Below are 24,221 nucleotides of genomic sequence, written 5' to 3'. Positions count from 1 at the left end.
GAGCGCAAGGCGCTGGCACAGAAGATCAAGCTTTCGACGATCGCGGATGCGCTCGGTGTGTCCACGGCCACGGTCTCGCTGGCTCTGCGCGACAGTCCGCTGGTTGCCGGAAACACTCGCGACCGCATCAAAGAACATGCCCGCGCCATCGGCTATATCTACAATCGCCGCGCCGCCAGCCTGCGCACCTCGCGTTCGGGCATCGTCGGCGTCGTCGTCCACGACATCATGAACCCCTTCTTCGCCGAGATACTGCGCTCGATCGAAAGCGAGCTCGATCGCAGCCGGCAGACCTTCATCCTGTCGAACCATTACGACCAGCTCGAAAAGCAGCGCACCTTCATAGACACGCTTTTGCAGCTTGGCGCCGACGGCGTCATCATGTCCCCGGCCATCGGCACGCCGCCCGAAGACATATTCATGGCCGAGGAAAACGGCCTGCCGGCGGTGCTGATCGCACGCACCGTCGAAGGCGCTGACGTGCCGGTGTTTCGCGGCGACGATGCCTACGGCACCGGGCTTGCCACCAACCATCTGATCTCGCTCGGCCATAAGCGCATCGCCATGATCGGCGGCACTGACCAGACCTCGACCGGCCGCGATCGCTACCAAGGCTATGTCAACGCCATGGAGGCGGCCGGGCTGGAGGTCAGGCAGTCCTGGCGCATCGCCGGTCCGCGCACCAAACAGGCCGGCTTCGAGGCCGCCGGGCAGTTCCTGGCGCTGAAGGACAAGCCGACCGCGGCCTGCTGCTGGAACGACCTTGTCGCTATCGGCCTGATGAACGGTATTGCACGCGCCGGGCTGGTGCCGGGCATTGACATCTCCGTCACCGGCTATGACGATCTCGAGGAGGCGGCGATCGCGACGCCGGCGCTGACCACCGTGTGGAACGGCCAGCGTGAAGTCGGCCGCCGCGCCGCCAGCGCGCTGCTCGACAAGCTCAATGGGCAGATGGTGCGGCCGTCGCAGGAACTGATCAAGCCGGAACTGCATGTGCGCCAGTCGACCGGCAAGCCGGTGGAGCGTGCATGACAAAAGCCGAACAGCAGCAAGCAGTCGCCATTCTGGTGCCGGGCCAATTCAACGACCACGCGGTCGGCCGCATCGACCGGACGTTCAGCCGCGTCTGGATCGAACGGCCAGATGCGTCGCTGGTCACCGCCGCGATGCGCCGGACGGTGCGCGGCATTGCAGCCTTTGGCGGGATCAACGCAGCCCTCATCGACGCGCTGCCGAACCTCGAGATCATCGCCAATTTCGGCGTCGGCTATGATTCGGTCGATGCCCGTCACGCCGCACAGCGCGGTGTCATGGTCACCAACACGCCTGACGTGCTGACCGAGGAGGTCGCCGACACGGCGATCGGGCTTTTGATCAACACCGTCCGCGATCTGCCGCGCGCCGAGATCTGGCTGCGCGACGGCAGTTGGGCACGCAGCGGCAACTATCCGCTAAGCCGGCTGACTTTGCGCGGTCGCAGCGTTGGCATTTTCGGCATGGGCCGCATCGGTCTCGCCATAGCCCGGCGACTGGAGGCCTTTGGGCTGCCGATCGCCTATCACAACCGGCGCCGGGTCGAAGGCCTGGCCTACGAATACCACGGCACGCTGAAAGGCCTTGCCGAGGCGGTCGATACGCTGATCTCGGTGGCGCCCGGCGGCGCCTCGACGGAAAAGGCGGTCAACACCGAGATCCTGTCGGCGCTCGGCCCGAATGGCGTCTTCGTCAACATCGGCCGCGGCAGCACGGTGGACGAGGCAGCCCTTGCCGCAGCTCTGGCCAATGGCACCATCGCAGCTGCCGGGCTCGACGTCTTCGCCGATGAGCCGCACGTGCCGCCGGCGCTGCTCGCCGCTCCCAACACCTCGCTTTTGCCGCATGTCGGCTCGGCTTCGGAACATACCCGCCGCGCCATGGCCGATCTGTGCGTCGACAATCTGATTTCCTGGTTTTCGGAAGGGAAGGCGCTGACGCCGGTGCCGGAAACGGAAAAGGTCAAGGCGCACAGCTGAGCGGCACGCTTTCTTATTTGTTAATTACGGCTTAACGCTTTGAAATCATTCTTCATCTATCACCCGACAGGCGGAGAACGCAGATGAAAGCACTTGCTGCATTGATGGCGGTGGCCGCGCTGTTCGGCAGCGTTCAGCTGTTTCACGGCGGCAGCGGCGAAGGCCGCACAGCCGCCGAGGAGCCAACGCCGTCGCCCGACGACTACAGGCTGGTGGCCAATGGCGACGAAGCCTCCTGCGCGGTCAAGCGCGGCACTGAGGTTTCGCATGGCCTGTCGCTGTTGACGGTCACTGCGAATTGCCGCCGGGTCTTGCCCGGCATCGAGCGCGCGAAATTCTGGCGTGAGCAGGATGACGGTACGGTCACCTTCAGCGCGAACGGCATCGACCCGATCGTCACTTTCGGCGTTGCCGACGGCGACGGTTATGAATCCTACGCACCAACCCTGCCGCTGCTGTCGCTGGCGGCCGGCAGCGATTGATGTTGACGTACCGATCGCTGAACTATTCCGCGGCGGTGCGCGCGCCGGATTTCGCTGCGGCGTGGAGGCGCACCGCGTCGCCGAAGGCGCGGAATATCCTTGCCGAGACGCTGTCCGACTTGACCCAGTATTCGGGATGCCATTGGACGCCGACGGCGAAGGCACGGGCGTCCCGCACCGAAACCGCCTCGACCGTGCCGTCAGTGGCGACCGCCTCTATCTGCAGCTTCGGGCCGAGCCGGTCGATGGCCTGGCGGTGCACCGAATTGACCATGATGTCGCCCGCCCCGAAGACGCCGGCGAGGCAGGTTCCAGGCTTGATCGAAATGGTCTGGCGGATGGCGAAGCGTTCGTCCTGATTGTCGCTCGCCGGTGCACGATGGTCCAGCGATCCCTCGCGCTCCTGGATTTCTGTGGCCAGCGTGCCTCCCAGCGCCACATTCATTTCCTGGATGCCGCGGCAGATGGCGAGCAGCGGCACGCCGCGCTCCACTGCCTTGCGGATCAACGGCAGCGTCGTCGCGTCGCGGGCAGGATCGTAGGGACCATTGGCCTCGCTGGCATCGCCGCTATACAGCGAGGGATGCACATTGGACTTCGAACCGGTGACCATGACGCCGTCGACCGATGACAGGAGTTCGTCGAAATCGAGCCGGTCGCCGAAGGACGGCACCAGCACCGGGAATACGCCGGCGCCCAAAAGCGCCGCCTCCAGATATTGCTGCGGAACGGCATGCCAGGTGTAGTTGTCGAACTGGCGGACGTCGGTCGATATGGCGACGAGCGGCTGCTGCATTTTTGATCCAGGTTCCATTCAGTGCAGGGACATATTCTGCCTTTAAAATAGGCGATCCGAAGGCGCTTTGCCATGACAAGTTCGGCATGTCGCATGATCCACGGAAACGGCGTTAGACTTAAGTTGCAAGAGGTGCGTCCGCGCCGCGAATTTCGCGGAAACGCCGCCGGCAAAACCGGCTGCCATGGCTGGACTCGACTTCTTGCCCGTGTATTGTCTGCCGCGAAGCCGATCCGGGGCACAGAGTATTTCCCGAACGTCGGTCTATTGATCCAATAGGGAGGACTTCATGGATCGTCGATCATTCATCCGCAAGGCCGGCGCGACCGGTGTGGGCGCCGCGGCGGCTACAGCAGCGCTTGCCGCGCCGGCTATCGCCCAATCCAATCCGAAAGTGACATGGCGCCTGGCGTCGTCCTTCCCGAAATCTCTCGACACGATCTACGGCGGCGCCGAGGTCTTTTCCAAGATGCTTGCGGAGGCAACCGACGGCAAGTTCCAGGTCCAGGTCTTCGCCGCAGGTGAACTCGTGCCTGGCCTGCAGGCCGCGGACGCCACCACCGCCGGCACTGTCGAGGCCTGCCATACGGTGGCATATTATTATTGGGGCAAGGACCCGACATGGGCGCTGGGCGCTGCGGTTCCGTTCTCGCTCAACGCGCGCGGCATCAATGCCTGGCATTACCACGGCGGCGGCATCGACCTGTTCAACGAGTTTCTCGCCACGCAGGGCCTTTTCGGCTTGCCGGGCGGCAATACCGGCGTGCAGATGGGCGGCTGGTTCCGCAAGGAGATCAACACCGTCGCCGACCTTTCGGGCCTCAAGATGCGCATCGGTGGGTTTGCCGGCAAAGTGGTGGAAAGGCTCGGCGTGGTGCCGCAGCAGATCGCCGGCGGCGACATCTATCCGGCGCTGGAAAAAGGCACCATAGACGCCGCCGAGTGGGTCGGCCCTTATGACGATGAGAAGCTCGGCTTCTACAAGGTCGCGCCCAATTATTATTATCCCGGCTGGTGGGAAGGCGGGCCGACCGTCCATCTGATGTTCAACAAGGCGAAATACGAAGAGCTTTCGCCGGCCTACAAGTCGCTGGTGCACACCGCCGCGCAGGCCGCCGACGCCAACATGCTGCAGAAATACGACTATCTGAATCCGACGGCCGTGAGGCGGCTGGTGTCCGGGGGCGCCAAATTGCGCCCGTTCAGCCCGGAAATCTTGGCAGCCTGCTTCGAAAAGGCAAACGAGGTCTATGCCGAGATGGAAGCCTCGAACGCGCCGTTCAAGAAGATCTGGGACTCGATCAAAGCCTTCCGCAAGGAGCACTATCTCTGGGCGCAGGTGGCCGAGTACAATTACGACACCTTCATGATGGTCCAGCAGCGCACCAGCAAGCTCTGACAGCAGTTGCGGCGCCACGCATTCTTCGGACGCGTGGCGCCGTAACATTTCGGTTTGCCGATCAGCTCGGCATCACCAACACCTTGACCTCGCCTGGCGCAGGCGGATTGGCGATCACCGCAGCCGCCTCCTTAAGCGTCACCTGCCGTGAGATGAGCTTGTCGATCTCGATCGCACCCGAGGCGATGAGATCGGCGGCCCGGCGATGCGTAAACGGATTGAGAAACGAGCCCAGAACCTTCAATTCCCGGAACAATAGGTCGAAAGGCTCGAACTCGGCCTTCATGCCTTGAGGCATCACGCCGACGATGACAACCGTACCGCCGGCTTTGGCCAGCCGCAACGACTGCTCGACCGTCTCTCTTACGCCAGCACATTCGAACACCACATCGACGCCGCCCGGCCTCAGGCCTGACGGACCGACGACCGTGTCGATGATATCGCAAGCGCTGGGGTCGACGGTTGCCGTTGCGCCCAATTCTTCGGCGAGGGCGCGCCGCGAGGCCTGGCGCGTCGCCAGGATGATTGTCGTCGCGCCGGCAAGCCTGGCCAGTTGCACGGTGAGCAGGCCGATCACGCCGCCGCCAAGCACAGCGACCGAGGAGCCGGGTCTGATCTGCGCCAGGTCCAAGCCATGCAGGCAGCAGCCAAGCGGCTCACAAAACGCGCCATGCGTCGGCTTGAGGTCTTTCGAAAGGGAGAAGGCCTGCTTCTGAGGCAGCACGACATATTCGGCGAAGCCGCCGTCGCGGCGGATGCCGATGGCAACCAGATTATGGCAGAGATTGATGCGACCGGCATGGCAGTGCGGACAGCGCCCGCAGGCGATGTTGGGATCGCCGGAGACGCGATCGCCGACCGAAAAACCGGACACAGCCGTTCCAATCGCCTCGACGATCCCGGAGAATTCATGTCCGAGCGTCACCGGCGGCGTACAGGGAAATTCGCCATGGAAAAGATGCCGGTCGGTTCCGCAGACGCCGCATGCCTCGATCCGCACCAGGAGATCGCCCGGCCCGGCGGACGGTTTGGCGACCTCGCGCAGGGCAATGCTGCCCACGCTCTCCAGCCGCACCGCTTTCATGTCTGTTGCACCCCCGGCATCAATTGAAACTCGGTGGTTGGGAGAGATCGGGTGCTGGCGCTGCTGGCTTGGCAGGCGGCGTTTCACCGAAACTCGGCGGCTGCGACAGGTCCGGTGCAGGCGCGGTCGGCGCCGTGCCGCCATCCGCCGGCGGTGTGCCAAGCGGCGACAGGCCCGGCGTTTCCGGCACCTGGTAATCGATCGTGCCCGGGTCGACTAGCGTGCCTTTGTAATGCATCACCATCTGCGGGAAGGCGATGGTCAACCCGATCATGATGACCTGGATGCAAACGAAGGGAACCGCGCCCCAATAGATCTGGCCGGTGGTCACCGGTGCGATCTGCTTGCCGGTGAGGCGATCCAGATAAGGCACCCTGGCGGCGACCGAACGCAGGTAAAACAGCGCGAAGCCGAAGGGTGGATGCATGAAGCTGGTCTGCATGTTGACGCCGAGCAGCACGCCGAACCAGATCAGGTCGATGCCGAGCTTGTCGGCGGCCGGCGCCAATAGCGGCACGATAATGAACGCGAGCTCGAAGAAATCGAGAAAGAAGGCGAGCAGGAAGACCAGGATATTGACGCCGATCAGGAAGCCGATCTCGCCACCCGGCAGAGATGTCAGGAGGTGTTCGACCCAGATATGGCCGTTGACGCCGTAGAAGGTGAGCGAGAACACCCGCGCGCCGATCAGGATGAACAGCACGAAGGACGACAGCCGCGTCGTCGACGCCAGCGCCTGCTTGATCACGTCCAGCGACAGCCGCCCTTTCATTGCCGCCATGATCAGCGCGCCGACAGCGCCCATGGCGCCGCCCTCGGTCGGAGTGGCGATGCCGAGAAAGATGGTGCCCAGCACCAGGAAGATCAGCGCCAGCGGCGGGATCAGCACGATGATCACCTGCTGCGCCAGCCGCGACATCATGTTGATTTTCAGGCGCTGGTCGGCGATCGCCACGACATAGATGAAGATCACGCCGATGGTGGCGCCAAGGATGTCGGCGTTTTGTCCCTGCGAAGGCGCAAGATAGCGGTACGCCGCGTAGGAAACCACGACTGCCGCCAGCACCGCGACCAGCAGCGACAGGACACCGTGGCCGAGCGTACGAGCCTCCAGCGGCAGGGCCGGCATCGACTTCGGCCGGACGATCGACATGATCACGATATACATCGTGTAAAGGCTGGTCAGAACCAGCCCCGGGATCAGCGCGCCCGCATACATGTCGCCGACCGAGCGGCCGAGTTGGTCAGCCAGAACGATCAGCACCAGCGAGGGCGGAATGATCTGGGCGAGCGTGCCCGACGCGGCAATGACGCCGGACGCCACACGGCGGTCATAGCCGTAGCGCAGCATGATCGGCAGCGAGATCAGGCCCATCGCGATGACGGAGGCAGCCACCACACCCGTGGTTGCGGCAAGCAACGCGCCGACGAAGATCACGGCATAGGCGAGGCCGCCGCGGATCGGTCCGAACAATTGGCCGATCGTATCGAGAAGGTCCTCGGCCATGCCTGATCGTTCGAGCACGATGCCCATGAAAGTGAAGAACGGGATGGCCAGCAGCGTGTCGTTCGACATCACCCGGCTGCCGTAGAAATTGTCCGGCAGTGCGTGCAGCAGCGGCCAGGCGAGATTGATCGATCCGCCCGAATAGGGTGAAAGCACAACACCGATGAAGAAGAACAGTAGGCCGTTGGCGGCGAGTGAGAAGGCGACCGGGTAGCCGATCAGCAGGAAGATGACCAGCGAGGCGAACATGATCGGCGCCATGTTCTGGGCGATGAACTCGATCACGAGCGCACCTCTTCGGCGAGCGCCTTCGCTTCGAGCTCGGCCTGCTCATGGACCGATATGAACGGGGTGGGATCGTCCATGTCGCCGCGCATGATGGCGATCTTCTTGATGATCTCGGAGATGCCCTGGAGCGCGAGCAGGAAAAAGCCGACCAGCAGGATCGCCTTTGCCGGCCAGATGATCAGCCCGCCGGAATTGTTCGACATTTCGCCGCTGCGAAACGACAGCGACACATAGGGAACGAAATAGATCACCATCAGCGTGACGAACGGCATCAGGAAAAAGAGGTGGCCGAAAAGGTCGATCCAGTGCTGCACGCGGCGCGAGAACATGCCGTAGACGATGTCGATGCGGATATGGTCGTTCTGCTTCAGCGTGTAGGCAGCGGCCAGCATGAAGGCGGCGCCGAACAAATACCACTGCAGTTCCAGCCAGGCGTTCGACGACACGTCGAACGCCTTGCGGACGACGGCATTGGCGGCGCTGACCAGGATTGCCAGCAGGATCAGCCACGACACCCATCTGCCGATGAACTCGTTCACACGGTCAATGGTTCTGGATAGAGCGAGAAGCCCTGCCATGCATTCCTCCCTTATGACAGCGGCGCCAATTCCATCTTGTTTTCCGCCGCTTCGATGTGGCCCAACGGTATGCCGTGCGTGGCCCGGCGGGTCAACACAGGGCAGACCGAGTAAAACAATCTTGTGAAGTGAGGAAGGGGCCTGTGAGATGGGGAAGAGGTGAAACAGCCGCCTGACGCAGCGCGTGACCCGAAAGTCGGAATTTCGCTGGGGATTATGCGCAAAATCAAAATGCTACAGAGTCCTTGCGCGTCCGAGAGGACGCGCGGCGCTAAGATGTCATGCAACCAAAGTCTACCCAGTCTGATGCAGTCAGGCGATCTTGCTCTGGTCGCGGCCGGCGCCGATCAGCACCAGCATGGCGACGAGGAACAGATACATCCAGGCGTCGCGCCACTCGACCGGGAAATAGCCGGCCCACAGCGATTCGGCCATGCCGAAGGCGGCAGCGCCAAGTGCAGCCCGCAACGGTGAAAGATAGCCGCCCACCGCCGTTACGAACAGGATTTTCAGCCCGTAGACCAGGCCGGAGCCGAAGCTGATATTGCCGTAGTAAAGGCCGGCGAGGACACCGGCCAGCGCCGCGCAAAGGCCGCCGGCGAGCACCGCGTGCCGAAACACCGCGCGGACGTGGACGCCGCACATGGCCGCGGCTTTGGAGTCATCGGACACGGCGCGCCAGCGCCGGCCGAAGCTCGAGCGGGAGAACGCCCAGGCGGCTAGCGCAATGGTAGCCACGATGATCCCGCAGTCGAGCAACTGGATCAGCGTCAGCGTGGCATTGAAATTGGCCCCTTTCGCAAAAATGACGGGCTGGGCCAGCATTGGCGGCAGCCACAGGTCATGTGTGTCGGCGGCGATGCGGCTTACCTCCGACAGCAGCAGCAATATGCCCAGCGTCGTCACCACGATCGCATTGGGCGTGCGGTCGGCCAGCGGCTCGAAGATGCTGCGCGACAAGACATGGCTGATCAGTGCCGCATATAGGAACGCCGCGACAATACCGAGCGCGACGGCCGCCAACAGGGTCAGCCACAGGGCTTGATAGCCGAAGGCTGCGGTGAGGATCATCGTCTGTCCGCAAAAGGCGAACAGCGCGCCATAGGCAAGGTTGGTCCGGTGCAGGATGCCGTTGGTCAGCACATAGCCGAAGGCAAGCAGCGCATAGAGCGCGCCGGAATGCAGCCCGTTCAGGACCTGCTGGAAGAAATAGAGCATGCGAATTCCCTTAGATCGCGGAAAACCGCGTTCACGCGGAGCAGATTTGCATCGGGTAATCTAACTTGTCAAACGTGATTTATCGGTTAGAAATACCGCTCATGATGGTTTCTTGGCCCCCGCACCGCTTCACCGGCGGTCTTCTTGCACTCGACACGGCGAACACGGTCGTGCTGCGTGGCGACCCCCAGAAAACCTTCGACCGGTTCAAAGATCCGGCGGAGATCGCCCGTTTCGCCGACGCGGCAAGCGGCTTTCGCGCCGCCGAGCTTGGCGGCAGGCGGCTCGAAGCGCCGTCGCCCGATAAGATCGCGCCGGTTGTGCTGGCGATCCGCGAGACGACCGACCGGCTGTTTCGTGGTGCGGTGTCGAAAGGCGCGATCGCTACGGGCGATCTGCCTGGCTTTCTTAGTGCCTGCGCCGAGGGTCTCGCGCACAGCCGCACCGAGATCGGTGCGCCGGGACGGCCGTTCGGCGATCCAGCGACGCCCATCGCCTTCGAGGCGGCGCTGGCGGTTTCCGCACTGTCACTGCTGCAGGTCGAGACCGTCGCCAGGCTGAGGATTTGCCCCAATTGCACTTGGCTGTTCCTCGACCGAAGCCGCAATTCCAGCCGTCTTTGGTGCGACATGGCGGTGTGCGGCAACCGCCAGAAGGCAAGCCGCCACTATCGCCGCCGAACGGCGGCCGGAGGGACCGCCAATGTCTAGGAAGATCTTACGCCTGGTCGTTGTCGGCGCCGGGCTCGTGGCAGCGATAACGCTTGGCGCCTGCCGTGATACCGGCAAGGACGGCGAAGGCAGATTGTTCGAGATCTCCGGCAAGCTGGTCGTCTTCAATTATCGGCTGGCAAGGGCGACCTTTGTCGTCACGCTGAGACCGTTGCGGCCGATGGAGGAAGGACAGGTCGCGGTCGCCAGCTTCCAGAATCCGGCCGGCGGCGAGCCGCTGGTCGTCGAACAGAAAATCTGGCCGAAGCTCGGCAAGGTATCGCTCGAGAGCCCGGCGCTTTCCTGCCTTGTCAAGGACAAGCCTTATGCAATTGCGATCAGCATCAAGGATGCCGACGACGCGGTCCTCCAGAAGATCGACACCACGCTGATGTCGACGCAGGACCAGTCGGTCCTGCCCGACCGGCCGCTGGTCATCGACCAGCTCTATACGCCTAATCCCGAGCTTGCTGGCCATCCGGACGGCAAGCTGCCGGGCGTACCTAAGCCCGACTGTTCGAAGGCCGGCTGACGCGTCATCGCCGGGTATCGGCCGCGGCTGGAATTTTCGTGCGCTGACGGAACAACGGGTGTGCGGTTTCTTACACCATCGGGCGCGGACCGGATCGTTTGTTGCGCCTCACCTGGCATCTTCGATTTTGTTTGACCTGCCCGGCAAGGGGAGAAACACTGCAGCCTCCAACTCCGACGTTGGCTGCGCTAGAACTGCGGCCTCCGCAGAGGAAATGCCTGATGACGCTGCATGATGTCGCGCTCGACGACAAGTTCGACCTGGGAAAGGAGCGCATCTTCCTTTCCGGCGCGCAGGCGGTCATCCGCATGCTGCTGATGCAGCGCGAGCGCGACCGCCGGGCTGGCCTGAACACCGCCGGCTTCGTCTCCGGCTATCGCGGCTCGCCGCTCGGTGGCCTCGACATGCAGCTTTGGAAGGCCAGGAAGCAGCTCGCCCAGTCGGACATCGTCTTCCAGCCCGGCCTCAATGAGGAACTCGCGGCCACGGCTTGCTGGGGTTCGCAGCAGGCCGAATTACTGGATGAGGGCACCCATGACGGCGTCTTTTCTGTCTGGTACGGCAAGGGACCGGGCGTCGATCGCTCCGGCGACGTGTTCCGCCATGCCAATCTCGCCGGCTCGTCAAGATATGGCGGCGTACTCGCCCTGATGGGCGACGACCACATGGCCGAATCCTCGACCAACGCGCATGCGACCGAATTCCTGTTTGTCGACACCATGGTGCCGATCCTCAATCCGGCCGGGGTCCAGGAGATCATCGACTATGGCCTCTACGGCATCGCCATGTCGCGTTTCGCCGGCACCTGGGCAGCGATCAAATGCGTCAAGGACAACATAGAATCGACGGCTTCGGTCGATGCCGCGCTCGAACGGTTTGATATCGTCATCCCGGACTTCGACATGCCGCCCGGCGGCCTCAACATCCGCAACGAGATCGACATGCTCGGCCAGGAGGAGCGGCTGCATGAATACAAGCGCGCCGCCGCTTCGGCCTTCATCCATGCCAACGGGCTCAACCGGATCGTCTATTCCGGCGGCAGCAGCCCGAAGCTTGGCATCGTCACCATCGGCAAAAGCTATCTCGACGTTCGCCAGGCGCTGGAAGACATCGGCGTCGACGAAGCCGCCGCCAACCGCATCGGCATCAGGCTGTTCAAGGTCGGCTGCCCGTGGCCGCTCGACCTGCAGCACATCGCCGACTTCGCTCGCGGTCTCGACACCATTGTCGTCGTCGAGGAGAAACGCTCGCTGATCGAGGTGCAACTGCGCGAAAACCTTTATGGCACCGCCATGCAGCCGGTCATCATCGGCAAGAGGGACGAGCGCGGCGACGGACTGTTCCCGGCCAAGGGCGCGCTTGATCCCAACGACATCGCCATCGCGCTCGGCGAGAGGATCTTGCGGACGATCGGCCCGTCGGACGAGATTGCCGCGCGGGTGGCGAAACTTCGCCAGTTCCAGGCGATGCTCGCCGACACGTCAGACATCGCCTCGCGCGCGCCCTTCTTCTGCTCCGGTTGCCCACACAATTCCTCGACCAAGGTGCCCGACGGCTCGCTCGCCGCCGCCGGCATCGGCTGCCATTTCATGGCGCTTTGGATGGACCGCAACACCGTTGGTTTCACCGCTATGGGCGGCGAGGGCGCGCAATGGGTCGGCCAGGCGCCGTTCTCGAAGCGCGACCACATCTTCCAGAATCTCGGTGACGGCACCTACAACCACTCCGGCGCACTGGCGATCCGCTTTGCGCTGTCGACCGACGCCAACATCACCTACAAGATCCTCTACAACGACGCCGTCGCCATGACCGGCGGCCAGCCTCACGAGGGTGGCCTGACCGTGGACATGATCGCCAGGCAGGTGCGGGCCGAGGGCGTTGAGCGGATCGCCATCGTCACCGACGAGCCGGACAAATATACCGGCAAGATCGAATTCCCCGCCGGCGCCACTATCCATCACCGCGACGACCTCGACCTCGTCCAGCGCGAATTGCGCGCGGTCAGGGGTACATCCGTGCTGATCTACGACCAGACCTGCGCCGCCGAGAAACGCCGTCGCCGCAAGCGCGGCACCTTCCCAGATCCCGACAAGCGCATCTTCATCAACGAACTGGTCTGCGAAGGCTGCGGCGATTGCGGGGTGCAGTCGAATTGCGTGTCGATCCAGCCGGTCGAGACCGAATTCGGCCGCAAGCGCCGGATCGACCAGTCGAGCTGCAACAAGGATTTCTCCTGCGTCAACGGCTTCTGTCCGTCCTTCGTCACCGTGCATGGCGCCAAGATCAGGAAGGCCGAGGGTATTGCCGGCACGATCGACCCGCTCGACGGCGTGCCCGCGCCCGCCGAATTCCCGCCCGGCGAACAAGGCTGGGCGGCGATCATCGACGGCGTCGGCGGCACCGGTGTGGTCACCATCGGCGCGGTGCTCGGCATGGCGGCTCATCTCGAAGACAAGGGCTGCGGCATGATCGACATGGCCGGCCTTGCCCAGAAGGGCGGCTCGGTGTTCACCCACGTCCGCATCGCGCGCAGCCCGGGCGATATCCACGCCATCCGCGTTTCAGCGGGGAAGGCCGACCTTGTGCTTGGCTGCGACCTCGTCGTGTCGGGCGCTCAAAAGGTGCTCGCCGCGGTACGCGAAGGCCACACGATTTTCCTCGCCAACACCGCCGAGATCATGCCAGGCGAGTTTACCCGGTCGGCGGATTTCTCGCTGCCTGTCGAGCGGCTGAAAAAGGCGATCCGCGCTGCCGCCGGCGACGACAAGGCGCATTTCTTCGACGCCACCCGCACCGCGACCGCGCTGTTCGGCAGTTCGCTCGGCGCCAACATGTTCATGCTCGGCTTCGCGTTCCAGCATGGCGGCTTGCCGCTGTCGGCCGAGGCAGTCGAAAAGGCGATCGAGCTCAACAGCCAGGCCGTGGCGATGAACGTCTCCGCATTCCGCTGGGGCCGCCGCGCCGCCCACCAGCCGGATTTCGTGCGCGGCCTCGTCGCCCAGCCGGGCACGGCTGCACAGGACGCCGCCGGCGCCGAACCGCTGGACGACATCATCGCCCGCCGCGTCGCCTTCCTCACCGCCTATCAGAACGCCGCCTATGGCAAGCGCTACGCCGACAGCCTGGCCGCGCTGCGCGAGGCCGAAGCCAGGGCGGTGCCCGGTTCGACTGATGTGACCGAGGCCGCTGCGAGGAACCTGTTCAAGCTGATGGCGATCAAGGACGAATACGAGGTGGCGAGGCTCTTCACCGACGGCTTCTTCGCCGCCGAGCTGGGCAAGCAATTCCAGAGCTACGACAAGCTCGAATTCCATCTCGCTCCGCCGATCATGGGCAGGCGCGGCAAGGACGGCAAGCCGAGGAAGTCGAGCTTCGGTCCCTGGATGATGAGGGGGTTCCGTCTGCTGGCGGCGATGAAAGGCTTGCGCGGCACGGTCTTCGACGTGTTCGGCTACAGCACCGAAAGGCGTATGGAACGCCAGCTTCTTGCGCAGTACGAGGCCGATCTGGAGCTTGTCGCCGCAGCACTGGCGCCGGGCAAGGTCGAGGCTGCGGCAGCGCTTGCCTCGGTGCCGGCGCTCATTCGTGGCTATGGCCACGTCAGGCAGGCCAGTGCCGAAAAGGCCGCTGGCGAGCGGCTAAGGCTGCTCGACCGCCTGGCAAAGACGCCGGTTCGGCCGGAACTCCAGGCCGCCGAGTGATCGAATGCCTTGCTTACCTGAAGAATAGCTTCGCCTGCGTCAGCCGACCTGACGGTGAGCCCGAAATGGCCTCTCTAAATCTTTCTTAAGGCGAATGTGACACAGCTTGGCTCCCCAGGGTGGGACTCAGGCGTGAATCTGAAAAGAAAAAACGAGATACCGGTCGACGTCTACATTCCGTTCGTGGAAACTCTGTTCCGCGACAGCCTGACGCTTTCGATTGGTTTCTTTGCCCAAACCCTGCTGGTCGTGCTGGTCTACTGGAAAACCAGGGATCCGATCTACATTGCGGTGGCCGCCGGATTTCTGATCGTCGCATTTCTGCGCCTGCGCAACATCAGGAAATACCGCCACGCCCCATCACCCAGGAATTGGGAGGAGGCGCGCCGCCGCGAAAATGATTACATTCTCTACGGCTCCATGCATGGTTTCATGCTGGGCGCCTTCTGTTTCGCCGGCATCTACCTGGCGCATGACAACTATGCCGAAATAGCCGCTGTCTGCGTTACGCTGGCGTCCGCCACGGCGATCGCCGGCCGCAATTACGGCTCCCCGAGGATGGTCATGATCTTCATCATGACCATGACGTGGTCGATCTCGCTGGGCTTTATCCTGCGTGGCGACGTCTACCATGTGATACTCGGTCTGATGTCGGCTCCCTTCCTATTCGCGATCAAACGCTTCGCCGATGTGGTTAGGGAGGTGCTTTTCGCCGCTTTGTCCGAGGAGAAGAAGGCGAACCGCCTCGCCCAGCGCTTCAATCGGGCGCTGAACACCATGTCGCATGGCCTTGTCATGCTCGGCCCTGACGGCCGGGTGGCGGTGGCCAACGCCGAAGCCGCGCATCTGATGTCGCTCAAATCGCCGGACGCGCTGCTCGGGCGATCGATCCACGGTCTGCTGATGCGCGGTGTTGCCGGCGGCATGCTGGCGCCGAAGGACTGCCGCTACATCGAAGCCCAGCTTACACGCGCCCTGCGCGAAGGCCGCGACCGCAAGGTTCTCGTCTCGCTCGCGAACGGTCAGCACTATGAGTTCTCGGCGCGCGAGGGTAGCCAGGAACTGGGCGTCATCACCTTTGAGGATGTGACTGCCCGCGTCGAGGCGGAGGACAAAATCCGCTCCATGGCGCGCTACGACAGCCTCACCGGCCTGCCCAACCGCGCCTATTTCCATGAATTGATCGAAGAGGCGATGGCGTCGGGCGACCTCGAGCGTCTCTGCGGGCTCGCCGTGCTCGACCTCGACGACTTCAAGAGTGTCAACGACACGCTTGGGCACCCGGTCGGCGACGGATTGATCTACGCCGTCGCGGAGCGGCTGGCGGCGATCGCCGGACCAGGCGTCACCGTCAGCCGTTTCGGTGGCGACGAGTTCATGATCTTCTTCGACCGTGTCGAGGACGCGAGCCATCTGACCAGCCAAATCGACGAGATTTTCATTGCGCTTCAGGGCGAGGTCGACGTCGCCGGCCATGGACTGCGTATCCAGGCCAGCGGTGGCGCGGTGCTATCACGGGTCAGGGATACCGATGTCGACGCCATGATCGTCAAGGCAGACCTGGCGCTCTACAAGGCCAAGGAACTCGGCAAGAACACTTGGCGGCTGTTCGAGGCATCGATGGAAGCCGCTTTCCGCAATCGTCAGCTGATGAAGGCGGATCTGCGCACCGCGGTGGAAAGCAAGGGGTTGCGAGTGGTCTACCAGCCGATCGTGGCGATGAGCACGATGCGCATAGCCAGCTGCGAGGCGCTGTGCCGTTGGGATCACCCCAATCTCGGACCGATTTCGCCCAGCATCTTCATTCCGCTGGCGGAAGAGATGGGCATCATTTCCGAGATCAGCACGTTTGTCCTGCATGCGGCGTGCACCGAGTGCGCCAAATGGCCCATACAGACCAGTGTCTCGGTCAACCTCTCGGCCAAGGACTTTCGCAACCGCGACGTTGTCCAGAAGGTTCGCGATGCGCTCGCCAGTTCCGGCCTCGCCGCCGACCGTCTGGAGATCGAGGTCACCGAGACGGCGCTGCTCGACGACAAGTCGCTGACGCGTCAATATATCGAGGAACTAAAGCGGCTTGGCGTGCGCATCGCGCTCGACGATTTCGGCACCGGCTATTCGAGCCTGAGCTATCTCCACAAACTGCCGCTCGACAAGATCAAGATCGACCGTTCCTTCCTGATGGATGTTACCCAGAACAGCCGTTCGCTCGAACTGCTCAAAGGCATCGTCAATCTATCGCGGCCGCTGGGGCTTTCGGTGACCGTTGAGGGCGTCGAGACTTTCGAGCAGCTCAAGATCCTGGCCTTGAAGGTCAAGCCGGACCTGGTTCAGGGATTCCTGTTCGGCTCGGCGCTAAGCGCGTCCGGTATCGAGACCATGTCGAGCACGGTCTGGCCCTTCGCCAAGGACATCAAGACGGCCAGGAGAGCGACGCATCGCTGATTCTGCCGGAAAATGTTGTACTTTAGTATAATTTTAACCATTATTAACCTTAATAGATGGTAAACGATCTCTATCTTGTTTTCATCTTTACATCTTACGACCCTGCCGTAGTGTTGATCGTGGCGGCATTTTTCGGGGACTGAGTTCATGGTTGTTGAGTTGACTTCGCCTCGCCAGGCGGCGGGCGCGGGCGGGACTAACGTGTCTGACGATATGTCCGGCTTTGCCAGGAATGTCTCGGCGATGCTCGAGCGGACGGAATATCGCCGCTGCGACAAGGGCGAAGATCTCGAAGACATTTACAGGTTGCGCTACAAATCTTATCGTCTGAGCGATATGGTCCCAGAGAATCCCGACCATATTGTGCATGACGAGCTCGACGAAGCGGCCAATTGCTCCAAGTTCGGAATCTATATCGACGGCGTTCTGGTCAGCACGTTGCGTATTCACCATGCCTGCAGCGCCACGCCGCAGTCGCCTTCCACGACGGTTTATGGCGACATATTGCGCCCCATGCTGGCGTCTGGTGTGCATTTTGCCGACCCCAGCCGCTTTGCCGCCGATCCGGACTGGTCGCGGGTCTATCCGCAAATTCCGTATCTGACGCTGCGCCTCGCTGGCATGGCATGCTTCTACTTCGACGCGCCTTATTGTCTCTCCACCATTCGCCCGGAACATGCAGGCTTCTATCGTCGCATTTACTGTTCCGAGCAGATTGGCGAATTGCGCGATTATCCGGGCTTGAATTACAAGGTCGTGCTCTACCGCGCCAACGTCAGCGCCATTCGCGAACGATCTTTCTCCCGGTTCCCGTTCTTTCGGTCGACACCGATGGAGCAGCGCATGCTGTTTGAAACACCTAGTGCCGGTGAACTCGCGCCACTGACCATTCTGCCGACCGCCAAATACTACCGCGAAGCCGCCTGACCTTGGCAAATTTAGAGCGCGGCTGGAGCTTTCGGACCGCTTTGGCGTTCTGGGAGGCGCGCCGGTGGCGCGTGGACGACGTCAATCTGCATCGCTTCGGCGGCAATTCTATCGAGAGGAACCCGACATGACCATTTCCACGCTCGCACTCACCCCACTGATCTCGCTGATTGCCGGCGTGCTGATCCTGGTGATGCCGCGACTCCTCAACTACATCGTCGCGCTCTACCTGATCGTCGTCGGCCTGCTTGGGCTGTTTCCGCAGCTCGCCGGCTGATGTGACAAGCCTCAGCCGCTGGAAGCGCAAGGCGGCAGCCACGGTCACCTCAGCAACGTCCTCCCTGCATCTGCCAGCTTCAACTTTCCTTTGAGGCTGTTGTCTCCGGCGATGCGGCAATAGCGCCATTGCCCTCGGCCTGGCTTTTCGCTATGTGCCTGAAAGATGTCTTCGAAGGGGTATTCCTATGGCTGATCACTCGCCGACCGGTCCTGTCGAGCTAGGCGCGAAGATGGACTATGCCGAGCACGACCGCACCTATGCCGGCTTTCTTAGGCTCGCGAAATACGGATCGCTATTTTGCCTTGCCGTGCTTCTGGCAATGGCCTTCGGCTTCTTTGCGGGCGGCTTCTTCTCGGGATTTGTCCTGTTCGTTCTGATCCTCGCCGTCGGCGCTTTCATTCTCCGGTAAATTCTTCAAAACCCCTTGCCCGCGACATCGCCGGAAGTCCGGCCGGCGTCCTGCGCAGACAGGTTCCAGCCGAAAGGATCATGCGTTGGGACAGACGGTTTTCATCCCTCGTGAGCTCGATGCGAACGAGCCGCGTGTTGCTGCCTCGCCCGACACGGTGAAGCGGCTGGCGGGGCTGGGGTTCGACGTGATCGTCGAAAGCGGCGCCGGCACGGCATCGCGCATCCCCGACGAGGAGTTCGCCAAGGCCGGCGCTGTGATCGGCAAGGTGGGCGATGTCGCCAAGGCCGATGTGGTGCTGAAGGTGCGCCGGCCTGATCAGACGGAACTGAAGGCCTATCGCCCGGGCACTGCGGTCATCGCCATCATGGATCCCTACGGCAACGATGCTGCCGTCGACGCTCTGGCAAGGGCTGGCGTCACCGCCTTCTCGATGGAGTTCATGCCGCGCATCACCCGGGCGCAATCCATGGATGTCCTGTCCAGCCAGGCCAACCTCGCCGGCTATCAGGCGGTGATCGACGCCGCTGCCGAATATGACCGGGCGCTGCCGATGATGATGACGGCGGCCGGCACCGTGCCGGCGGCGAAAGCCTTCATCATGGGCGTCGGCGTCGCCGGCCTGCAGGCCATAGCGACGGCAAGGCGGCTTGGCGCCGTCGTCACCGCTACAGACGTGCGGCCCGCCGCCAAGGAACAGGTTGCCTCGCTCGGCGCAAAGTTCCTGGCGGTCGAGGATGAGGAGTTCAAGGCGGCCGAGACGGCTGGCGGCTACGCCAAGGAAATGTCTAAGGAATACCAGGCCAAGCAAGCGGCGCTGACCGCCGAGCACATAGCCAAGCAGGACATCGTCATCACCACCGCGCTGATCCCCGGCCGTCCGGCGCCGAAGCTGGTTTCAGCCGCAATGGTCGCCTCGATGAAGCCGGGCTCGGTGATCGTCGATCTCGCGGTCGAACGTGGCGGCAATGTCGAAGGCGCCGTGCCCGGGCAGGTGGTGACCACTGCCAACGGGGTGAAAATCGTCGGCCATCTCAACGTACCGGGCCGCGTCGCGGCCTCCGCCTCGCTGCTCTACGCCAGGAACCTCTTTGCGTTCCTCGAGACACTGGTCGACAAGAACACGAAGACGCTTGCCATCAACCGCGACGACGAATTGGTCAAGGCAACGATGCTGACCGATGGCGGCCAGGTCGTGCATCCGACCTTCATCGGCAAGCCGGCGGTGATGATCGCCTCGGCCGAGCCTGCGAAGCCCGCTGCAAAGAAAGCTGCCGCACCCAAGAAACTTGCCGCACCCAAGTCGTCCGCTAATAAGTCGAAAGGGATCGCGTGATGGACCAGACCTTGCAGAAAGCCCTCGACCAGCTCGATCAGGCGACCGCCGCAGTCCGGCTCGCGGTGCAGGATCTGGCCATAGCTCCAGGCGGCACCGCGGCGGCGGGCGACGTCGCGCACGCGCTGTCCGGCGGGGCGATCGATCCCTTCGTCTTTCGCTTCGCCATTTTCGTCCTGGCGATCTTCGTCGGCTATTACGTCGTCTGGTCGGTGACGCCGGCGCTGCACACACCGCTGATGGCCGTCACCAACGCCATCTCCTCGGTCATCGTCGTCGGCGCGCTGCTTGCTGTCGGCATCTCGGCATCCGGCATCGCCACCGGCTTCGGTTTCGTCGCGCTGATGCTGGTCTCGGTCAACATCTTCGGCGGCTTTCTCGTCACCCAGCGCATGCTGGCGATGTACAAGAAGAAGGACAAGTAGAGCGACATGAACGCCAACTTCGCCTCCTTCCTCTATCTGGTCTCCGGCATCCTGTTCATCCTGGCATTGCGCGGCCTGTCGCACCCGACCACCAGCCGTAAGGGCAACATGTACGGCATGATTGGCATGGGGATCGCCATTGCCACCACGCTGGCGCTGGCGACCCCTTCGGCGGGAGGCTTCGGTCTCATCGTGCTCGGTCTTTTGATCGGCGGCTCGGTCGGCGCGGTCACCGCACGACGCATCGCCATGACCTCGATGCCGCAGCTGGTCGCCGCCTTCCACTCGCTGGTTGGCCTTGCCGCCGTCATGGTGGCGGCTGCCGCCGTCTATGCGCCGGAAAGCTTCGGCATCGGCACCGTCGCCGACATCCACGCCCAGGCGCTGATCGAGATGAGCCTCGGCGTCGCCATCGGCGCCATCACCTTCACGGGCTCGGTCATCGCCTTCCTCAAGCTCGACGGTCGCATGTCGGGCAAGCCGATCATGATCGGCGGCCGCCATTTCATCAACGCCGCCCTCGGTATCGGGCTGATCGTACTGATCGTGCTGCTGGTCACCACCGAGTCCAAACTGGTGTTTTGGCTGATCGTGGCGGCATCGCTTGTTCTGGGCGTCCTTCTCATCATCCCGATCGGCGGCGCCGACATGCCGGTCGTCGTCTCGATGCTGAATTCCTATTCGGGTTGGGCGGCTGCGGCACTCGGGTTCACGCTCGGCAATCTGGCGCTGATCATCACCGGCGCGCTGGTAGGCTCGTCCGGCGCGATCCTTTCCTACATCATGTGCAAGGGCATGAACCGCTCGTTCATCTCGGTCATCCTCGGCGGCTTCGGCGGCGAGACTTCCGCCACTGCCGACGACGGCATCGAGCGCACGGTCAAGCAGGGCTCGGCGGACGATGCCGCCTATCTGATGATGAACGCGCAGAAGGTCGTCATCGTGCCGGGCTACGGCATGGCGGTCGCCCAGGCGCAGCACGCGCTGCGCGAGATGGCCGACAAGCTCAAGGCCGCCGGTGTCGACGTGAAATACGCCATTCATCCGGTCGCCGGTCGCATGCCCGGCCACATGAACGTGCTCCTGGCCGAAGCCAACGTGCCTTACGACGAAGTGTTCGAGCTGGAGGATATCAACTCCGAATTCGCGCAGGCCGACGTCGCCTATGTCATCGGCGCCAACGACGTCACCAACCCGTCCGCGCGCGACGACAAGGCGTCGCCGATCTACGGCATGCCGATCCTCGACGTCGACAAGGCCCGCACCTGCCTGTTCGTCAAGCGCTCGCTCGGCTCGGGCTATGCCGGCATCGACAACACGCTGTTCTACAAGGACGGCACCATGATGCTGCTCGGCGACGCCAAGAAGATGACCGAGGAGATCGTCAAGGCCATGGATCACTGATCCGGGTTGGCGGCGCCGATACATCGCTAGTTGCTCGAAACAAAAGCCTGGCCCCGCGCCGGGTTTTTCTTGGCCTGAGCATCCGGCGTCCTTTGCTCTCATGCCGGTTTCAGAGCTACGATGGGCAAATTCTGTTCCGGGATTTGTCATCAATGGAGGCTCTGGTGTCCGACCCTCATCCTGTTGCGTCGCCGGCCAAGACCGGCCCGCTGGCCTCGGGAAAGGCGCAGCGCAAGCTCAGCCAGGCCGTGGTGATCGTGCATGGCATGGGCGAACAGCGACCCATGGGCACGCTGAGAGAATTTGTTCAGGCCGTTTGGAGTCATGATACCGCCCGCGCGCCGTTTTATGCCCATGTCGCCGATCCGGCCAATCCCGGCGGCGAGAAGATCAACCAGAGCTGGATCACGCCCGACAGCCGGACGAACTCGCACGAGCTTCGTCGAATCACCACCCCTTACGATGTCGATGGCCGACGCACCGATTTCTACGAGCTTTACTGGGCCGACATCACCCAGGGCACGACGCGGGGCCGGCTTGCGGCCTGGGTGACGAATCTGCTCTGGCGCAAGCCCGCCGACATTCCGCGCGATGCCCGCGGGCTTTATGTCGTCACGCTTCTGGCCGTCACAACAGTGCTGTGCGCAGCGCTCTTGCTCGCGACGTCTGCCTTGCGAGGAGATATTTTCTGGACCACGGGCACGCTCGTCACCATTCTAGCCTCATTCGTCATCTGGTCGGTGGACCGGTTCGGCCTTCCTTATTTCGGCGATGTGGCCGCCTATGTACGTGCTGAAGCGGCTACGGTCGAGAAGCGCGCGCTTGCCCGCGAACGTGGCCTGACGCTGCTGCGGCGACTTATGATGGACGATGGCTACGACCGGATCGTCCTGGTCTCGCACAGCCTGGGATCGATCATCGCCTATGATCTGCTGCAGATATTGTGGGCCGATTTCAGGCCCCGAAAGCTAGAGGCTGTCCGCGACAAGGCGAGGCTGAAAGCGATCCGCGCCGTCGACAAGGTCACGCTCAACGCCGATGGTTCCGCATGGCCCGACAGCTTGGATGATTTTTCCGGATTCCGGCGAGATCAATGGGAACTCTACCGCCAACTCCGCGCCAGGGACGACGATCATCCGTTGTCATGGAAGATCAGCGATTTCGTTACGCTTGGCAGCCCGCTGACCCACAGCGAATTTCTGGTGACCTACAATCTCGCCGAATTCAGGCGCGGCATCGCTGAGCGGCTGTTCTCGGCATGCCCGCCGATCGCCGATACGGCGGCCGGTGGAACCGTCCTCTATCAGGAAGGGCGCAGCCGTTCGGGCAAGCCGCAGCGAGCGGTGCATCATGGCGCGGTGTTTGCCGCGACACGTTGGACCAACATCTTCGACAGGGGCAATGGCTGGTTGACCGGCGACCCGATCGCCGGACCGATGGCGGAAAATTTCGGCCCCGGCGTGGAGAACATCCGGGTCGAGCTGCGCGGCTCGCTTGGCCGCGTCTTCACCCACAGGCTCTACTGGTCGCTGAAGGCGACCGGCGTCGAGGTCGCCGCAGCCGCCGGAAAGCCGCCGCGCTCGCATATCGATGTGCTGCGCGACACGGTCGATCTCGGCCGCAAACTGGAGCCAAGCCAGGCGGCACCGACGAGTGCTCAATCGGCGGCGATCACGCCGTCAAACCAACCGGTCGATGCCGGGGCACAGATCCCGGCACCGATAGTCCCCGTCAAGCACCCATCAACGGTTGGTCAGGAAGACCGCCTCCTCGTCGTCGCGTTGCCTGCCGCCAAGTGCCGCCGCGGCGCTCGCGATGAAGGCGCCGACGACCAGCGACAGTGCGCCAAGCAGCGCGAAGGTGGCACCGGCTTTCCTGGCGGTATCGGCAGCCTGCTGGGCCTGGACCTTCGCCTCCTCGACCCGGGCAAGCACCGCATCGACACGAGCCCTGGCGTCCGGTTCCGACAGTCCGGTGCGGGCAGCCACCAGCTGCGACAGATAGGTCTTATCGTCGGCAGACACTTCGCCTGCTGCTGCGCTCGCGATCAAAATGCGCGAAGCCTGCGCTGTTGCCGCCGCATCATTTTCCGGATTGGCGGCAGCAAGCCTGGCCGCATCGGCCGGGCGGAACAACGCATCGACGAAGTACGACGTTGCGTTATCGGTCGCGGCGCCTCCGGCGTTTGCAGTACTACCTGCCGAAGCGCCCATTGCCGCGCCCGACGCGACTGTCGAAGCGGCCTGGACGCCGGTTCCGACAGCTGCGGAAAGCGCCGAGCCGAGCACGCCGGCGACGAGCAACGTCGCAAGCGCCCAGGCGAGGAAGCCGTGGGCGGTATCGCGGAAAAAGACTTCGTCGTTGTGGACGTCGACCCATTTGGTGCGTAGGCGCCCGGCAAGATAACCGCCGAGAGCCGACGACAGCCACTGCACGATGATCAGCCACGCAGCGGTGGAGGCCGCGAAAGTTGTGACCGAGGTGCTCAAGCCGGACCACGGCGAAACCATGGTCAGCCCGAGCCCGGAGCCGAGCAGCATCAGGATCAAGGTTAGCGCCGAGGCAGCAAAGGCGCCGGCTACGATCGGCCCCCAGCTGACAGCGGTGGAAGAGGATTCCGTCGGTGCGGAAACGTCGACAGCCGTTAGGGTTGACTGCATGTCAGCCCCCTACCGTGCGAAAAGC

The 24,221-nt window shown here is 63.1% G+C and carries 21 protein-coding genes; 14 read left to right on the top strand and 7 right to left on the bottom strand.

Annotation, left to right across the window (positions count from 1 at the left end; translation table 11 throughout):
* Positions 1-12: 12 nt before the first annotated feature.
* The 3 genes from AC0L25_RS14965 (at position 13) to AC0L25_RS14955 (ending at position 2,497) form a co-directional block, all read left to right on the top strand.
* The gene (locus AC0L25_RS14965; protein WP_473596262.1) at positions 13-1,035 is read left to right on the top strand and encodes a LacI family DNA-binding transcriptional regulator; all 1,023 of its coding nucleotides are present in this window, start codon (positions 13-15) and stop codon (positions 1,033-1,035) included.
* Positions 1,032-2,015, top strand: coding sequence for a 2-hydroxyacid dehydrogenase (locus AC0L25_RS14960; protein WP_473596202.1), 984 nt, complete (start codon positions 1,032-1,034; stop codon positions 2,013-2,015). The genes AC0L25_RS14965 and AC0L25_RS14960 overlap by 4 nt, the downstream gene beginning before the upstream one ends.
* Positions 2,016-2,098: 83 nt before the next feature.
* Positions 2,099-2,497, top strand: coding sequence for a hypothetical protein (locus tag AC0L25_RS14955; RefSeq protein WP_473596201.1), 399 nt, complete (start codon positions 2,099-2,101; stop codon positions 2,495-2,497).
* 22 nt (positions 2,498-2,519) lie between these two features.
* Here AC0L25_RS14955 and AC0L25_RS14950 read toward each other — a convergent pair whose 3' ends face one another.
* On the bottom strand, positions 2,520-3,293 hold the full coding sequence (locus AC0L25_RS14950) for a gamma-glutamyl-gamma-aminobutyrate hydrolase family protein (RefSeq protein ID WP_473596200.1): 774 nt from the start codon (positions 3,291-3,293) through the stop codon (positions 2,520-2,522).
* A gap of 289 nt (positions 3,294-3,582) precedes the next feature.
* On the opposite strand from AC0L25_RS14950, the gene AC0L25_RS14945 reads away from it, so the two are divergent.
* Complete coding sequence (locus tag AC0L25_RS14945) at positions 3,583-4,692, top strand: TRAP transporter substrate-binding protein (protein WP_473596199.1); 1,110 nt, start codon at positions 3,583-3,585, stop codon at positions 4,690-4,692.
* Positions 4,693-4,753: 61 nt separating this feature from the next.
* Here the strand turns inward: AC0L25_RS14945 and AC0L25_RS14940 are convergent, their stop codons facing one another.
* The 4 genes from AC0L25_RS14940 to AC0L25_RS14925 all read right to left on the bottom strand — a co-directional run bounded on the left by AC0L25_RS14940 (position 4,754) and on the right by AC0L25_RS14925 (position 9,367).
* Positions 4,754-5,776, bottom strand: coding sequence for a zinc-dependent alcohol dehydrogenase family protein (locus tag AC0L25_RS14940; RefSeq protein WP_473596198.1), 1,023 nt, complete (start codon positions 5,774-5,776; stop codon positions 4,754-4,756).
* Between the two features lie 19 nt (positions 5,777-5,795).
* Positions 5,796-7,568 (bottom strand): TRAP transporter large permease, encoded by a 1,773-nt coding sequence (locus AC0L25_RS14935; protein WP_473596197.1) that lies wholly within the window; start codon positions 7,566-7,568, stop codon positions 5,796-5,798.
* Positions 7,565-8,149 (bottom strand): TRAP transporter small permease subunit, encoded by a 585-nt coding sequence (locus AC0L25_RS14930; protein ID WP_473596196.1) that lies wholly within the window; start codon positions 8,147-8,149, stop codon positions 7,565-7,567. The genes AC0L25_RS14935 and AC0L25_RS14930 overlap by 4 nt, the downstream gene beginning before the upstream one ends.
* 312 nt (positions 8,150-8,461) lie before the next feature.
* Complete coding sequence (locus AC0L25_RS14925) at positions 8,462-9,367, bottom strand: branched-chain amino acid ABC transporter permease (protein WP_473596195.1); 906 nt, start codon at positions 9,365-9,367, stop codon at positions 8,462-8,464.
* Between the two features lie 101 nt (positions 9,368-9,468).
* Between AC0L25_RS14925 and AC0L25_RS14920 the strand changes: the two genes are divergently transcribed.
* The 10 genes from AC0L25_RS14920 to AC0L25_RS14875 all read left to right on the top strand — a co-directional run bounded on the left by AC0L25_RS14920 (position 9,469) and on the right by AC0L25_RS14875 (position 21,536).
* Complete coding sequence (locus tag AC0L25_RS14920; protein ID WP_473596194.1) at positions 9,469-10,077, top strand: CGNR zinc finger domain-containing protein; 609 nt, start codon at positions 9,469-9,471, stop codon at positions 10,075-10,077.
* Positions 10,070-10,609, top strand: a complete 540-nt coding sequence (locus AC0L25_RS14915) for a hypothetical protein (protein ID WP_473596193.1) — start codon at positions 10,070-10,072, stop codon at positions 10,607-10,609. The genes AC0L25_RS14920 and AC0L25_RS14915 overlap by 8 nt, the downstream gene beginning before the upstream one ends.
* A gap of 221 nt (positions 10,610-10,830) precedes the next feature.
* Positions 10,831-14,310, top strand: coding sequence for an indolepyruvate ferredoxin oxidoreductase family protein (locus AC0L25_RS14910; RefSeq protein WP_473596192.1), 3,480 nt, complete (start codon positions 10,831-10,833; stop codon positions 14,308-14,310).
* A gap of 132 nt (positions 14,311-14,442) precedes the next feature.
* Positions 14,443-16,755 carry a putative bifunctional diguanylate cyclase/phosphodiesterase gene (locus tag AC0L25_RS14905; protein WP_473596191.1) on the top strand — a complete coding sequence of 771 codons (2,313 nt, stop codon included), beginning with the start codon at positions 14,443-14,445 and terminating at the stop codon, positions 16,753-16,755.
* A gap of 147 nt (positions 16,756-16,902) precedes the next feature.
* Positions 16,903-17,682 carry an N-acyl amino acid synthase FeeM domain-containing protein gene (locus AC0L25_RS14900; RefSeq protein WP_473596190.1) on the top strand — a complete coding sequence of 260 codons (780 nt, stop codon included), beginning with the start codon at positions 16,903-16,905 and terminating at the stop codon, positions 17,680-17,682.
* A gap of 127 nt (positions 17,683-17,809) precedes the next feature.
* The gene (locus tag AC0L25_RS14895; protein ID WP_065006071.1) at positions 17,810-17,959 is read left to right on the top strand and encodes a DUF3096 domain-containing protein; all 150 of its coding nucleotides are present in this window, start codon (positions 17,810-17,812) and stop codon (positions 17,957-17,959) included.
* Positions 17,960-18,146: 187 nt separating this feature from the next.
* Positions 18,147-18,371: an aa3-type cytochrome c oxidase subunit IV gene (locus AC0L25_RS14890; protein WP_352956060.1), complete on the top strand. Its 225-nt coding sequence runs from the start codon at positions 18,147-18,149 to the stop codon at positions 18,369-18,371.
* Between the two features lie 85 nt (positions 18,372-18,456).
* Positions 18,457-19,707: a Re/Si-specific NAD(P)(+) transhydrogenase subunit alpha gene (locus AC0L25_RS14885; protein ID WP_473596189.1), complete on the top strand. Its 1,251-nt coding sequence runs from the start codon at positions 18,457-18,459 to the stop codon at positions 19,705-19,707.
* Complete coding sequence (locus AC0L25_RS14880) at positions 19,707-20,132, top strand: proton-translocating transhydrogenase family protein (RefSeq protein ID WP_473596188.1); 426 nt, start codon at positions 19,707-19,709, stop codon at positions 20,130-20,132. Before AC0L25_RS14885 ends, AC0L25_RS14880 begins: the two co-directional genes overlap by 1 nt.
* Positions 20,133-20,138: 6 nt before the next feature.
* Entirely contained in the window at positions 20,139-21,536 is a 1,398-nt protein-coding gene (locus AC0L25_RS14875) for an NAD(P)(+) transhydrogenase (Re/Si-specific) subunit beta (RefSeq protein ID WP_473596187.1), read from the top strand.
* Between the two features lie 1,142 nt (positions 21,537-22,678).
* Here AC0L25_RS14875 and AC0L25_RS14870 read toward each other — a convergent pair.
* Both AC0L25_RS14870 and AC0L25_RS14865 read right to left on the bottom strand, forming a co-directional pair.
* Positions 22,679-23,050 carry a hypothetical protein gene (locus AC0L25_RS14870; protein WP_473596186.1) on the bottom strand — a complete coding sequence of 124 codons (372 nt, stop codon included), beginning with the start codon at positions 23,048-23,050 and terminating at the stop codon, positions 22,679-22,681.
* A 228-nt stretch (positions 23,051-23,278) separates the two neighbouring features.
* A complete protein-coding gene (locus AC0L25_RS14865; protein WP_473596185.1) occupies positions 23,279-24,196 on the bottom strand; it encodes a hypothetical protein in 918 nt (305 codons plus the stop codon).
* Positions 24,197-24,221 lie beyond the last annotated feature (25 nt).

Source organism: Mesorhizobium sp. WSM4813 (assembly GCF_055811555.1).
Note: the sequence above shows the minus strand (reverse complement) of the source record. Positions and strands in the feature narration are given on the sequence as shown.